The 13,124-nt window shown below is 43.2% G+C and carries 13 protein-coding genes; 9 read left to right on the forward strand and 4 right to left on the reverse strand.

Annotation, left to right across the window (positions count from 1 at the left end):
• Positions 1–27 precede the first annotated feature (27 nt).
• Complete coding sequence (locus HWN40_RS11695; RefSeq protein WP_176965899.1) at positions 28–1,215, reverse strand: multidrug effflux MFS transporter; 1,188 nt, start codon at positions 1,213–1,215, stop codon at positions 28–30.
• Positions 1,216–1,376: 161 nt separating this feature from the next.
• Here HWN40_RS11695 and mutL point away from each other — a divergent pair, with 161 nt between their 5' ends.
• The 7 genes from mutL to HWN40_RS11730 all read left to right on the forward strand — a co-directional run bounded on the left by mutL (position 1,377) and on the right by HWN40_RS11730 (position 8,604).
• The gene (gene mutL, locus HWN40_RS11700; protein WP_176965900.1) at positions 1,377–3,278 is read left to right on the forward strand and encodes a DNA mismatch repair endonuclease MutL; all 1,902 of its coding nucleotides are present in this window, start codon (positions 1,377–1,379) and stop codon (positions 3,276–3,278) included.
• A gap of 41 nt (positions 3,279–3,319) precedes the next feature.
• Positions 3,320–4,336: a cobalt-precorrin-5B (C(1))-methyltransferase gene (locus HWN40_RS11705; RefSeq protein WP_176965901.1), complete on the forward strand. Its 1,017-nt coding sequence runs from the start codon at positions 3,320–3,322 to the stop codon at positions 4,334–4,336.
• Complete coding sequence (locus HWN40_RS11710; RefSeq protein WP_176965902.1) at positions 4,333–4,914, forward strand: cobalt-precorrin-7 (C(5))-methyltransferase; 582 nt, start codon at positions 4,333–4,335, stop codon at positions 4,912–4,914. The genes HWN40_RS11705 and HWN40_RS11710 overlap by 4 nt, the downstream gene beginning before the upstream one ends.
• A gap of 272 nt (positions 4,915–5,186) precedes the next feature.
• Positions 5,187–5,882, forward strand: coding sequence for an energy-coupling factor ABC transporter permease (locus HWN40_RS11715; RefSeq protein ID WP_176965903.1), 696 nt, complete (start codon positions 5,187–5,189; stop codon positions 5,880–5,882).
• The gene (locus HWN40_RS11720; protein WP_176965904.1) at positions 5,879–6,163 is read left to right on the forward strand and encodes an energy-coupling factor ABC transporter substrate-binding protein; all 285 of its coding nucleotides are present in this window, start codon (positions 5,879–5,881) and stop codon (positions 6,161–6,163) included. Before HWN40_RS11715 ends, HWN40_RS11720 begins: the two co-directional genes overlap by 4 nt.
• A gap of 295 nt (positions 6,164–6,458) precedes the next feature.
• Complete coding sequence (cbiQ, locus tag HWN40_RS11725) at positions 6,459–7,241, forward strand: cobalt ECF transporter T component CbiQ (RefSeq protein ID WP_176965905.1); 783 nt, start codon at positions 6,459–6,461, stop codon at positions 7,239–7,241.
• 10 nt (positions 7,242–7,251) lie between these two features.
• Positions 7,252–8,604, forward strand: coding sequence for an energy-coupling factor ABC transporter ATP-binding protein (locus HWN40_RS11730; protein ID WP_176965906.1), 1,353 nt, complete (start codon positions 7,252–7,254; stop codon positions 8,602–8,604).
• A 136-nt stretch (positions 8,605–8,740) separates the two neighbouring features.
• Here the strand turns inward: HWN40_RS11730 and HWN40_RS11735 are convergent, their stop codons facing one another.
• The 3 genes from HWN40_RS11735 to HWN40_RS11745 form a co-directional block, all read right to left on the reverse strand.
• Positions 8,741–9,355: a hypothetical protein gene (locus HWN40_RS11735; protein WP_176965907.1), complete on the reverse strand. Its 615-nt coding sequence runs from the start codon at positions 9,353–9,355 to the stop codon at positions 8,741–8,743.
• Between the two features lie 198 nt (positions 9,356–9,553).
• Positions 9,554–10,108, reverse strand: coding sequence for a winged helix-turn-helix domain-containing protein (locus HWN40_RS11740; protein ID WP_176965908.1), 555 nt, complete (start codon positions 10,106–10,108; stop codon positions 9,554–9,556).
• A gap of 205 nt (positions 10,109–10,313) precedes the next feature.
• Positions 10,314–10,508 carry a hypothetical protein gene (locus HWN40_RS11745; protein ID WP_176965909.1) on the reverse strand — a complete coding sequence of 65 codons (195 nt, stop codon included), beginning with the start codon at positions 10,506–10,508 and terminating at the stop codon, positions 10,314–10,316.
• Between the two features lie 500 nt (positions 10,509–11,008).
• On the opposite strand from HWN40_RS11745, the gene HWN40_RS11750 reads away from it, so the two are divergent.
• Positions 11,009–11,977, forward strand: a complete 969-nt coding sequence (locus HWN40_RS11750) for a cation diffusion facilitator family transporter (RefSeq protein ID WP_176965910.1) — start codon at positions 11,009–11,011, stop codon at positions 11,975–11,977.
• A gap of 450 nt (positions 11,978–12,427) precedes the next feature.
• A complete protein-coding gene (locus HWN40_RS11755) occupies positions 12,428–13,114 on the forward strand; it encodes a HoxN/HupN/NixA family nickel/cobalt transporter (RefSeq protein WP_176965911.1) in 687 nt (228 codons plus the stop codon).
• The last annotated feature ends 10 nt before the right edge of the window (positions 13,115–13,124 follow it).

Genomic DNA, 13,124 nt, shown 5'->3' on the forward strand with positions numbered 1-13,124 from the left:
GTGAGAGCCTAAGCCTACATATCGGTTTTACTCATCGGCAACAACACCGATACTTCTTTTTTGTAATAACATCCAGGAAAACAGCACAAAGGCACCGCAGCCAAGGGCAATGGCACCCAGTATATCGATCCGGTTCATCCAGTTCTGGGATACAACCCACATACCCAGACCTCCCAGGGTGAAATAGGTAAATATCAACAGGGAGGATGCAGCACCCGCATCCTTGCGAACCTGTTCCAATACCAGGTGATTGCTTGGCGGTCTGCTAATACCGATTGAATAAGTGATCATTGCCATGGGTATGGCAAAGCTCCAAGGACCGTGCTGCCCTGTTACCAGGATCAGGATACCTCCCAGCAGGATGCCTCCAAAACCGGCGGTCATCAGATACTTTGAATCCGTTCTCTGAGATATTTTCAGGCATGACATGGAGCCGGCCATCAGGGCCAGGGCATTGAACGCGAACAGGTAGCTGAAAGTCTGCTCGCTCAGACCGAATCCGTTGATGTAAAGATCCGAGGAACCTGCAACGAAACTGTACAATGGCAGAAGACTGACGGACATGACCAGGACCATGACAATGTAACTTTTGTTGAGCAGGAGATTCCCATAGGAGTGCATGACCTTTGACAGAGGGGTTTGCGAGAACTCTTTCAGTGTCTCAGGCGTCCTTATTACACCTAGAAGGCCAAGTACACCCATCATACCCTGGGTAAAGAATATCCAGTGCCATGAAAGGTAGATCAGTATCCATCCTCCCACTATCGGGGCGAACATGGGAGCCAGGGCCATGATGATCGCGATATAGGCAAGTATCCTTTCCCTCTCTTTTCCGGAAAAGATGTCCTTGGTCATGGCCATTGACAGGGAAGCGCTGGCTGCAGCCCCTGCGGCCTGCAGTATGCGAAATGATATCAGTGTAGCAGCACTGTTTGCCACCGCACAGAGCATGCTGGCAAGTATATAGAGTAAAATACCGGCTATCAACGGTCTCCTGCGGCCGTACCTGTCAGAGATTGGTCCGTAGAAGAGCAGGAAAAAACCATAGGTTACAAAAAAGGATATCAGTATCAGATTGACCACTGCCAGAGGCTGGTCCCATATTACTGCAAGAGAAGGAATTGCCGGCAGGATCATATCCGTGGAAAATGCCGGGAAGGCTGTTAAAAGTGCAAGTAGAGGTACTATTTTTTTAAGTTCTCCGGGATTACTCATCTAAAACCTTCTGTGTTTATGGAGTCCCTACAAACATGAACAGATATAATACTTGCTGATAGTACCCATTTGTTAGCGTATAAGAATAAAGGAAAACTATGTGTATTCCAGGATACCTTTTGAGTTAATAATGTAAATCTGTGAAATAAGAGGAAAGTAAAATGGCTGACAGGACATGCGATACGCAGAGTTCCGGAATAAAGATTCTTGATGATTCCACCATCAACAAAATAGCAGCAGGAGAGGTTGTAGAAAGACCCGCATCCGTTGTAAAAGAACTTATTGACAATTCCATAGATGCATATGCCACCGATATTCGAGTGGAAATAAGGGGGTCGGGTACGAAAAATATTACTATTGTTGATAATGGTACAGGAATGAGCCATAAGGATGCATCACTGGCCTTTCAGAAACATGCCACCAGTAAGATAAAAACTATCGAAGACCTCAATAGTGTAATGACCCTTGGCTTCCGGGGAGAGGCACTTGCTTCCATCGCCTCGGTTGCAAAAGTGGAGATGGTCACAAGGCAGAAGGAAGACATATCAGGCACCAAAGTGGTCGTGGACAACAAGGGTCTGAAAAGCATTTCAGCCGCAGGCTCTCCGGTGGGGACCACGATTTCCGTGGAAGACCTTTTCTATACCACACCCGCCCGCAGAAAGTACCTGAAAAGCATGAGGACCGAGCTGGCACATATAACCGATGTTGTAACAAGATATGCAATCTCATATCCCGATATTTCCTTTACCCTTGTAAGTGATGGCAAAGAAATAGTAAGATCGCCCAGCTCACGTGATCTTCTGGACAGCATAGTCCATCTTTATGGTGCGGATGTGGCGCGTTCACTGATCCCGCTGGAATTCGAGTCAGACCTTGTGTCCATATCTGGGTATGTGTCAAAGCCGGAACTTACAAGAAGCGGGAATGACCTGCAGGCATTTTTCATAAACGGCAGGAGCATTTCATCAAGACTCATAAGTAATGCTGTAAGACTGGGCTACTACACCCTGCTTCCGAAGGGAAGATACCCCGCAGCTTTTTTGAAATTCACAATAGACCCGAAATTTGTGGATGTCAATGTACATCCCACCAAGAGGGAAGTGCGCCTGAGTCATGAAAAAGAGATTGAAAATATGATAATCAGGGCGGTGGAGGATGCTCTGGCTTCAACGGACCTCATCCCCGAGGCAAAGGTCGGAAAAAAGGAGACCGCATTCCAGTCAACCATATCGGGACCTGTGAAAAGCACATCAACGGCAGAAGAAAAAAAAGAAGCATCATCAGAAAGCATAAGTGCTGATGACAGGCAACAGACAGAGAGTTACATATCTGATGCAGAGGTCAGGGAGAAAGCTGCAGTTGTAAAGGAAGCCAGGGAAGCATACCACTATCCCCTTAAAGATACACAGAGGAGATTGAAGAAAAGCGAAAGGCTGCAGGTCCAGCATGACAGCGAAACAGCTTCTGATGTACAGGGTCCGCTCAATACCAGTGATGTCAGTATATACGGCCAGTTCGCAGACCTCTATCTCATAGTCCAAAGCGAAGATAAACTTATCCTGATCGATCAGCATGCTGCACATGAACGTATCATGTACGAGCAGGTGCTGAAAATGAAGGAGCTGGGCTGGCAGGAACTGATAACCCCCGTGACCCTTGACCTCAGTATAAAGGAGAAGACCATTATCGAGGATTATATCCCGTCACTGGAGCAGATGGGTTTTGCAATATCCGAATTCGGGCAGAACAGCTATGTGGTTACAACAACACCCAGCATATTCGGAAAAGTAGAGGACACAACGGTAGTTCATGACATAATATCCGATCTGCTCTCACAGGGCAGGGTAAAGGAGGATACTGAAATTTATGAAAGGCTTTGCAGCACCATGGCTTGCAGGGCGGCAATAAAGGCCGGGGCAGAATGCACATCTGAGCAGATGCAGGAACTTATCAGACAGCTTATGATGTGTGAAAATCCATATACATGTCCGCATGGCCGACCAACCATGATATCCTTCACGAAAGACAAACTGGGACGTATGTTCGGAAGAACCGGATAAGGTCGGTAAATTTTAAAAGTATGGAGTACAATTGACCTGAGATGATCGACCCGGTAAATAAATCCAAGATTCCAGATGAATGGCTTGATCGCTCAAAAATGCCCCGCAAGGAGCTCGAAGATGGCATAAGGAGCGGAATGCTTGTTGTGTTGAGCGACGGCTCTGTTCTGAAGAGAGGATATACCACCGGGACAACCGCCGCACTGGCTGCAAAGGCAGCTGTGATGTCACTTAAGAAAGACATAAAACATGTTTCTGTACCCACACCAGTGGGACTGCGTGCCGAAATTGATGTCAGGGCAAATAACGGACATGCGGTTGTGGAAAAAATCAATAATGACCATGAGTCAGATATTACAAGAGGCCTTGAATTCGTAGCCGATGCAAAGGAAGCGGATGAGATAAATGTCTATGCGGGTCAGGGAATAGGTATTGTTACCCGAAGCGGCCTTGAATCCAAAAAAGGACACCCTGCAATCAATCCGCGCCCCATGGAACAGATAAAGACATCTATAAAAGAGGCTGTGGAGGAACTGGGCTTAAAGGGTGCCGAAGTTACGATCTATCTTCCGGAAGGAAAAGAGATCGCTAAAAAGACACTCAACAGCCGTATCGGAGTTATTGACGGAATTTCAATTCTCGGGACCACCGGTTTTGTCGAGCCTTGGAACGACCATCTGGGAGAGATGAAAGGCGATCTAATTCGGGATTCCGATAAAGTTGTACTCACAACCGGAAGGATCGGAATACGATATTCTACCATGCTGTTCCCGGACCATACCGTCGTACTTGCTGGCAGCCGTATCAGCGAGGCACTGGAAGCTGCAAAAGGAGATGTTGTGATATGTGGCCTCCCGGGACTTGTCCTCAAATGGGGAGATCCTGAAATGCTCAAAGACAGCGGTTATGCCACTGTCGTTGAAATGCTGGAACTGGATCCTGAAAATGAGCGGCTTAAAAAAGCCTTCAACATGGCAGTTGAAAAAGGAAATGGTGCCCGTATTGTGATCGTTCACAGGGACGGCACGGTGCTCATGGACAGCGGTGAGAAAGAATGATAGTCGTGGGTGTGGGTGTCGGTCCGAAGATGCTTACACAGGAAGCCATTGAAGCTATAAGCAATGCCCCTGTCGTGTATGGTTCCAAAAGGGCTATCGAACTTGCGCAGGACCATATAAAGTCTGAAGCCCATCCCATCAAGAGTTTCAAAAATCTCCACCTCCTGCCTGCTGACGCAGTCATACTTTCCACAGGAGACCCTATGTTCTCAGGGCTTGGGAAGTTCGCATCAGAAAATGACAGGGTAATTACGGGAGTATCGTCCATACAGGCTGCATGTGCTCGTTTTCATGTTGAGATGTCAAACCTTGCCATGATAACAGCCCACGGCAGGGATCCTGCTCCCGCAAAGGAAGCACTGATAAGCGAGCTGGAACTTGGCAAGAATATATTCATGCTTCCCGCCGATACATTCGGACCCGTGGAAGTGGCGGAGATCCTGGAGGATATGAACATCGATGCCAGAATCTGCATCTATGAGAATATCGGATACCCTGATGAGAGAGCGGTTTGTGGTAGCACAGCTGAACCCCCTGCAAACACATCAAACATGTATTGCCTGCTGGTTATCAGGTAATATCAAGTAAATTTACTTTTTTTATTTACAGATATATAATTACACCACTCTCAATTCAGCGTATTTTCAGATAGATAATTAACTAACCTGGAAAGACGTGGACTATATAGGACATATAAGTTGCTAAAACACATATTCATATTACTATTTTAGCTTACGACAATTATCCATAGAGCGAATCGTTATCTTTATATGCAATAACAAATTACAACAATTTGTAAAAATCAAATATAGTTGATTTGCATTCATTATAAAATAGAAGGTGATACTAGTTGCATATATTCGAAGGTTTTCTGCCCTCTCCATGGTGGCAGATATGGTTTGTGATCTCTATTCCCGTAATATTGTATGGTATGTACCAGCTGAACAAACTGGTTAGCGAGAGGCGTGAAGTAGTGCCCTTGCTAGCCGTTGCAGGTGCATTTATATTTGTGCTTTCATCCCTGAAACTTCCTTCAGTGACAGGAAGTTCCTCTCACCCAACCGGTACAGGCATGTCAGCAATCCTCTTTGGACCTGCCATTACTGCCGTATTAAGCGTAATCGTACTGCTGTACCAGTCACTGTTCCTGGCACATGGCGGTCTGACCACGCTGGGTGCAAACGTGTTTTCAATGGGGATAGCCGGTCCTTTTGTTGCATTCATGTTCTACAAAGCAGCATCAAAGGCAGGCATGAATTTCTATCTGAATGTATTCCTCGCAACAGCCATTGCAGACTGGGTGACCTATGTCGTAACTTCCTTACAGCTTGCTCTGGCATTCCCTTCGGCAGAAGGCGGCGTGCTTGGATCGTTCACAGCATTTGCAGCTGTTTTTGCAACAACACAGGTACCCCTTGCAATCATGGAAGGTGCACTCACTGCATTGATCATGAAGTATGTGGTACAGATAAAGAGCGATGTGCTCGTGGACCTTAATGTACTCACATCATCTGCTGTCACAAAACTCAAGGAGACCATGCAATGAAATTAGAATATATTGTCGGCATAATTGTGATACTGTTTGCAGTACAGTTCCTCTATGGAGTAGCGGCCAACCCGGATTCTGAATTCGGCGGTGCAGACGGTGCAGCAGAAGATGTAATTGCAAGCATAAATCCCGATTATGAACCCTGGTTCGGTGGTATCGGCTTTGAACCCCCTGGTGGCGAGACCGAAAGTCTGCTCTTTGCTCTTCAGGCAGCATTCGGTGCAGTTATAATTGGATACGTGATTGGATATTATAAAGGAAAGAGCGAGGCAAACTAACACCATTCATTATGCCTCTTCGAAAGAGGCATAACCCCCTTCATTTCTTCTTTTTATTTGGCCATGTCAGATTAATTACAGAAATCAATTTACCTTTAATATTAATGGAAGATATCTACCAGTATAGTTCCAAGCAAACTTTGCAGTGTGGTTTTACTTTTAAGATTTAACTTCTTACTGATAGTGGTTTCAAACGAAATGCTTATCAATAAGTAAAATATCTTATTTCCTTACATATGTAAGCAAAAACAAATAAAATCAATTTTACTTATAGTTAATCAAACAGGGTTGAAACATGGCTCATATACTGGATGACTACGCCGTACTAAGTCCTCTTAGATATAAAAACAACTGGCTCAAGTTAGCCATAGTTACCTTTGGGATTCTTGCAGGTGTTTCATCCAACTCCCCCTTCGTTCCTTTAATCATAGCTTTATGCATGGGTTTCGCAACAGTTTCTTTTGGAAAGATCCCTGCAAAATTCTACATGAGATTACTGGCAGTACCTGCTGGTTTTGTACTTGTAAGTGTTATAATAATAGCATTTTTCTTTGGAGAAGGCGTTAACCTTTTTGCATTTGATGTACTGGGTTTCACGCTCGGTGTAAGTTCAGAAGGACTTAATATGGCTCTGCTGGTGCTTGCAAGGACCCTGGGAGGTATGTCATGTCTGTTCTTCCTCTCCCTGACCACCCCAATGATAGAACTGTTCTCGGTGCTAAAGGCAACAAAATTCCCTGATTCTTTTATCGAAATCGCGATGATGATGTATCGCTATATATTCGTCTTTCTGGAAGTTGCAATGAGTGTAAAATACGCACAAACAGTCAGGCTTGGATACAAGGACTTCAGGACGTCTTTCAATTCAATGGTAATGCTCGGCACAAATCTCTTCATAAGGTCATGGGAACAGGGAGAAAAGCTATATTTATCAATGAACTCAAGATGCTATGACGGAAAGCTGATAGTATTCGACGAAAAAAGACCTGTTAAGTTGGCAGAGATTGCACTGACATCAGCTTACTTCGCACTGGTTATAGCAGTATTCTACCTTACCAGGGACATGCCTTTTGTTTGAGGTGAAAACAATGACGATATTAGAAACAAAGAATCTTACATTTTCATATCCGGACGGTACGGTTGCCCTGGAGGACATTAGCGTCAGGATTGAAAAAGGCAAGAAAATAGCTTTCGTCGGACGTAATGGTTCAGGCAAATCCACACTGTTCCTTTCAATGAACGGTACTCACAGACCAAAGAAAGGAGAGATACTCTTTCATGGCAAGTCATTGAAATACGATTCAAAGTCCCTCAGAGAGGTTAGAAAGAACATCGGTATTGTTTTTCAGAACTCAGACGACCAGATATTCGCTCCCACTATTTACCAAGATGTTGCCTTCGGACCCACAAACCTGGGCTATTCAAAAGAGAAGGTACAGGAGATCGTTCACAAGACATTGGAATATGTCGGACTGATGCACCTGAAGGACAAGCCACCTCACCACTTAAGCGGAGGTCAGAAAAAAAGGGTTGCGATCGCAGGCATTGTGGCCATGGACCCTGAGATAATCATCCTTGATGAACCTCTTGCCAATCTGGACCCGGTGGGTGCCGATGAAGTAATGGACCTGCTCAACGAACAGAGCTATTTTGGAAAGACCATAATTATTTCAACTCATGACGTAGACCTGGCCTATAGCTGGGCAGATTACATCTTTTTGATGAACGAGCATAAGATCATCAGCGAAGGCACGCCGGAAGAGATATTCATGGAGACCGAGAAGTTAAAGGCTGCTCACCTCAGAAGGCCTGCAACACTGGAGATTTACGAAGAGATCAAAAGGCGAGGGATGGCCAGGAATAACTGTTGTCCCAGAGACATCCCCGATCTTGTTCATGCTCTGCGTTCCCAGCATTTACTATGGGTGGATGTCACCCCGGAGGTAAAAGAGGGAGATTATATCAACCTCGGTGTCTTCTATGGCGAATACGCCCAGAATTCTGACTATGAAGCCGCAAATTGTAAAGTACTCCACATCCATGACGATGGCCTTGCCATAGTTGAAATGGACAGGAAGGCCTTCAGGGCAGGCTCTATCGGAGTATATGATACTGCCAGATATTCCGGAGGAGAGTTTACGGAAATCATAAAGCGTGACGGTATCGAGTGTGTGGGCGCCATGGGCAAGAAAAGCAAGCTGCTGGCTGAAAAGGAGGACATTTACCTCGATGTGACCGCAGGAGTCATTGACCGTTCCATACTCAATGCACTTGCAGGGCAGAGATGCCTGATCCTCACACATGGAGGAATGGTACATCATGCAATGGACAGGATAAAGGCCTATCTGGAAAAAAGTGGAATCAATATTCCGGTAAGTATTATCAATCCCGGCGCAGATGAGCCAGTAAATCAGGAAGTCACCGAAAGCATGACGACATGATGCTCATTATTTTTATTTGACTACAGGCCCCATTGGATACCTTCAAAATATGAAGGGATTTTCCCATGCATTGAACTGTACAATCCTAAGTATCCAAAATCTGCAGCACAGTGATTTTTCTTTTTCCCGCATGTTTTCATTCCAGATCCAATCCCAGAAGGAAAGTTCCGATATGTAGTTTACTTTTAGAAAGGATCTTGGACTTGAGATACTCATCGGTCAGTCTCGAGGGTGATGCGATCACAGCTTCAGAAACAAAATCCATACTTTCAATTCCTTTCCATGGTTTCCCGCTTATCACAAGGACTGGAGCTTTAGGCTTCTTCCTCAATTCCCGTATCTTTTGACAATTGACAACTATATTTCCGAATACGCAATGTTCACTGGAATTCTGATACATGTCCATTTCATCAGGATCACTGATATCCCTTCCGATAATTTCTCCACCATGCATGATCTTAAGATTATCCCTGGGCCATTCATAGTCTTTGTTTGTTATAAAAGCCAGTAAAATATCGGCCCTTAAGGCCTGTTTTACTCCTATATTGCGTTTTTTACCGAAGTATGATGAACCCGTTAGCCCATCCTGCACCTCAAGCTGCCTTATTTGTATTATGTCATGTTCATCAAGAAGGAAGGCTTTTTCAACTCCTCTTGTTGCATGAAGCAGACCTATAGCATTCTCAGCTGCCGCTAAACGCAGAATGTTCCCTTTTGTCCACTGATTTTCTATTTTGTTTGCCGGAATCACACAAATCCACCAAATATGATTTAAATCAATATTACTTGTTTAACATTAAGCAGGTTTATTGTATATATAATAACCGCAAAAAGCAATTTTCCAAAAAACCACTCAGGCGAATACCACTGCCGGCCTATGATCCACAACTTTTGCCTGGCAGCTTCCTGCAGATCGCTGGAAAACAATTAAAAGACGCATAGAGAATGATCATTGGTCATCAATCCGAATATTCAGGCGTAATTTAGCGATGGGTTCAAGTTTTTTCCAGACAACCGTTGAGTTTTCTCTGATAGTACATTTTTGAACGGTCTGGTTGCAGAACTCCCCGTTTAGTTCATATATGAAAAATCCTTCATCACCATTTGTTGCGATTACCTGCTCCTTTCCATTCAACTTTTTGGTTTCGATAATTGCCACTTCGTTCAATATATCAAGGATATTGGTACCTTTTTTTACTTTCACATCTTTAGTCGGTGCGAGGATGTCAAGTGATCTGGCAACATCTTTATTGTTGATTCCCAGAACATGCGTTTTACCATAGATATGTCTTTTTATGAGATTTGCTTCTTCAAGAATATTTATATGCTTTGATACTACGGGAACCGATAGATCCTGCTCACGAGCCAGTTCAGATATATATTTTTCATTCTCATACAAACTCTGGATCATCCTCAATCTTGTTTTGCTGTCCAGTGCATAAAATAATTTTAAGAATCTCAATGTTGCAGCTTCATATTCAGTTACGTTAGCTTCTGAGCTCATATATATACATGGAATGCAAAACAAGTATATATTTAGTTCTTATCTGTATTGTCAATTTTAATTAAAGATTATATCTTCAAAAGATAATACCATAAGATCTTCATGGATAGGAATTGAATATAAAAAGAGACATTAACAAAAAGAAAGTATAATAAAAAAAAGATCCTGCCATTTGGCAGGCTCCAAAAATTCAAGAAAAAGGAATTTACGCTTTGACAGCTACCAATGAGAGGCCAAGTTTGCTTTCAACTTCCTCTATCTGCTTCAAATCGTCAGCAGACAGCTCGGCATTCTTAATGTCCTGTCCTGAAAATGCCAGAAGTGTAACATCCAGTTTCTTTTCAAGTTCTTCGATGGTCTTTACTGTTGATTCGTCAAGTTTTGAATAACTCCATAACATCTATTAATCCTCCGTGCACCTTAGCTTAAAGTTTACACATGCTTTGGAAAGCTTTTCGGGCTATTAAAAGATTACTTTCGTTATTCTTAAAAGATAGATCATATTATCTAAAATTGCAATATTTGTTTCTGTTTTTCATTTCTGTTTTAACAACTTAGGATAACGTGGTTTATTTTTTTAGTTAAATATTCCAAAAAGTCGTGTGCTACTTCTTTTTGATAATCTGACATACAATTTACCCAGTACAGAGATTTCTTTAAGAAAAATACAGCGCATTAGAAGCAATAAACTTCCCGGTACTCATGTTACAGAAAGCATTTTTGGAACATACGCAAAATACAAGACTAGAGGATTTCGGGCAGGGTTGCCGCCTGCAGCAACTACAGGAAAGATCAGACACAACTCCTTATCTTTGAAAGATATGTTTTTAACGAACATAATATATCTAACATTAATAGATAACAATTACCATAAAGGCTTGATTTCACGGAGAAACAGATTTGAAGGAAGAACATCCCCACGATCATGAAAAGAATTATGGACATACACATGGAGCTGTAGATCCTTCGATTATCACTACTTCCAGGGGAATCCGGGCTGTGAAGTGGTCATTCATAGCCTTGATGGTCACAGCCCTTCTTCAGATATCCATAGTATACATATCAGGAAGTGTTGCCCTGCTTGCGGATACTGTTCACAATTACAGTGATGCTGCAACAGCCATCCCCCTGTGGATTGCTTTTTCCCTTGCAAGACGCAAACCCAACAAGCAATATACCTATGGTTACGGACGTGTTGAAGACCTGGCCGGCATTCTTATCGTTGTTCTTATACTATTCAGTGCATTTGTTGCCGGCTATGAATCCATAATTCGTCTGATAAATCCCCGGGAAGTAATATTCCTGCGATATGTAGCTATCGCTGCACTTATCGGTTTTGTGGGCAATGAGGCAGTTGCACAGTTCCGGATAAAGACAGGGAAGGAGATAGGCAGTGCAGCCCTCATAGCCGATGGTTACCATGCCAGAGTAGACGGTTTTACAAGTCTTGCGGTCCTGCTTGGTGCGATCGGTGTCTGGATGGGTTATCCACTGGCAGACCCTGCAATTGGACTTATTATTACGATAGCAATATTGAAGATCGTCTGGGACTCGGGCAAAATGATGTTTTCAAGATTGCTGGATGGTGTTGACCCGGAAGTAATCGACGAGCTAAGCCACGCAGTCTCGCATGTTGAAGGTGTGGAAGATGTTTCCGACATCAGGGTCAGGTGGATAGGTCACAGATTGCATGCTGAGATCAACATAGCAGTAGACCCTGATCTTTCAGTTAGTGAGGGACACCGAATAGCAGATGATGCCAGAAAAGAACTTCTGAACCACCTGAAGTACCTCTCCGGGACTACGATTCACGTTGACCCCTCAAACGAATCTGGAGAAAAATATCATAGCAATCCCATACTGGAATAAATTTCCAGAAACCTGAGATCCAAACTTTTAAAAATTGAATTAGCTGTGTCAGAACAGGTTTTAAAACACGCAAACGACCATCCTGAAAATATATGATCTTAAGTAACACAAAAATAAATGATATTCTTAACTAAAACACAAAGTACTATTAGATCATCTATTTTAAAAATTCCACCATATTTTTATAGAAAGTTCTTGAAGGTAGAAATTAATAGCTCTTTACATTGCTTTTTAATTCTCAAGAAGCAGCAATTCTGGAAAATTAAACCTTCATTTATCTTTGGGAATCCAAAATATTAAAACTATAAATCCTCCATAGTAACACGAATGTACTAGTATTTAACATATTTATTCATAACTTATTTATATATCAATGCCAAAGTAGTATTACTATATAACATTATAAAATCACACTTTTAAATACTCAACTACGAAAGGTGGTCAAAGGTCATGGAATTTCTAACACTGGGAACTGATACATTGCCTACAGAACTCAATATATTGATAATAGCCTCTGCATTTCTGCTTGGTGCACTGCACGCACTGGAGCCAGGTCATGGAAAATCCATCATGGCGGTTTTTGTAATGGGAACGGACGCAGACCTGAAAGATGCACTTCTGCTGGGCATCACTATCGTTTTCTCCCATGTCATAGTCGTACTGGGACTGGGAGTTGCTTCCATCTATCTTGTGAACCTGCTGGACGTGGACCTGACCCACGATATCATGAGCGTGGTCGGAGGAGTAATACTCATAGGTGTCGGATTCTGGATATTAAGGAAATTCTACCATCCCCATGAACATCCCATCGATACGAAAAAAGGAGTTGTTGCCATCGGTCTTTCCACAGGTTTGATCCCATGTCCTGCAGCACTTGCAGTATTGTTGTTCAGTATTGCAAATAACCAGGTGTATAACGGTCTTATCTATGTGCTTATATTCAGTGCGGGACTGGCAATAGCCATAACTTCACTCTCAGTTACCTTCGTTAAAGGAAAAGGGTTCATCGAAGGTTACATGGGCAGCAAGAACATCAGTAAACTCCCCCTTATCAGTGGTACGATTATCATAGTAATAGGCGCATTCACACTCCTCCACCCACTGCTTGAGAATTTTGCACCTGCATTGCATATTTGAGATTTGAAGA

The organism is Methanolobus zinderi, assembly GCF_013388255.1.
GTDB lineage: Archaea > Halobacteriota > Methanosarcinia > Methanosarcinales > Methanosarcinaceae > Methanolobus > Methanolobus zinderi.

Bases quoted from the DNA above. Each gene is read 5' to 3' on its own strand.
- HWN40_RS11695 (WP_176965899.1), bottom strand. From the start codon at position 1,215: ATGAGTAATCCCGGAGAACTTAAAAAAATAGTACCTCTACTTGCACTT.
- mutL (WP_176965900.1), top strand. From the start codon at position 1,377: ATGGCTGACAGGACATGCGATACGCAGAGTTCCGGAATAAAGATTCTT.
- HWN40_RS11705 (WP_176965901.1), top strand. From the start codon at position 3,320: ATGATCGACCCGGTAAATAAATCCAAGATTCCAGATGAATGGCTTGAT.
- HWN40_RS11710 (WP_176965902.1), top strand. From the start codon at position 4,333: ATGATAGTCGTGGGTGTGGGTGTCGGTCCGAAGATGCTTACACAGGAA.
- HWN40_RS11720 (WP_176965904.1), top strand. From the start codon at position 5,879: ATGAAATTAGAATATATTGTCGGCATAATTGTGATACTGTTTGCAGTA.
- cbiQ (WP_176965905.1), top strand. From the start codon at position 6,459: ATGGCTCATATACTGGATGACTACGCCGTACTAAGTCCTCTTAGATAT.
- HWN40_RS11730 (WP_176965906.1), top strand. From the start codon at position 7,252: ATGACGATATTAGAAACAAAGAATCTTACATTTTCATATCCGGACGGT.
- HWN40_RS11740 (WP_176965908.1), bottom strand. From the start codon at position 10,108: ATGAGCTCAGAAGCTAACGTAACTGAATATGAAGCTGCAACATTGAGA.
- HWN40_RS11745 (WP_176965909.1), bottom strand. From the start codon at position 10,508: ATGTTATGGAGTTATTCAAAACTTGACGAATCAACAGTAAAGACCATC.
- HWN40_RS11755 (WP_176965911.1), top strand. From the start codon at position 12,428: ATGGAATTTCTAACACTGGGAACTGATACATTGCCTACAGAACTCAAT.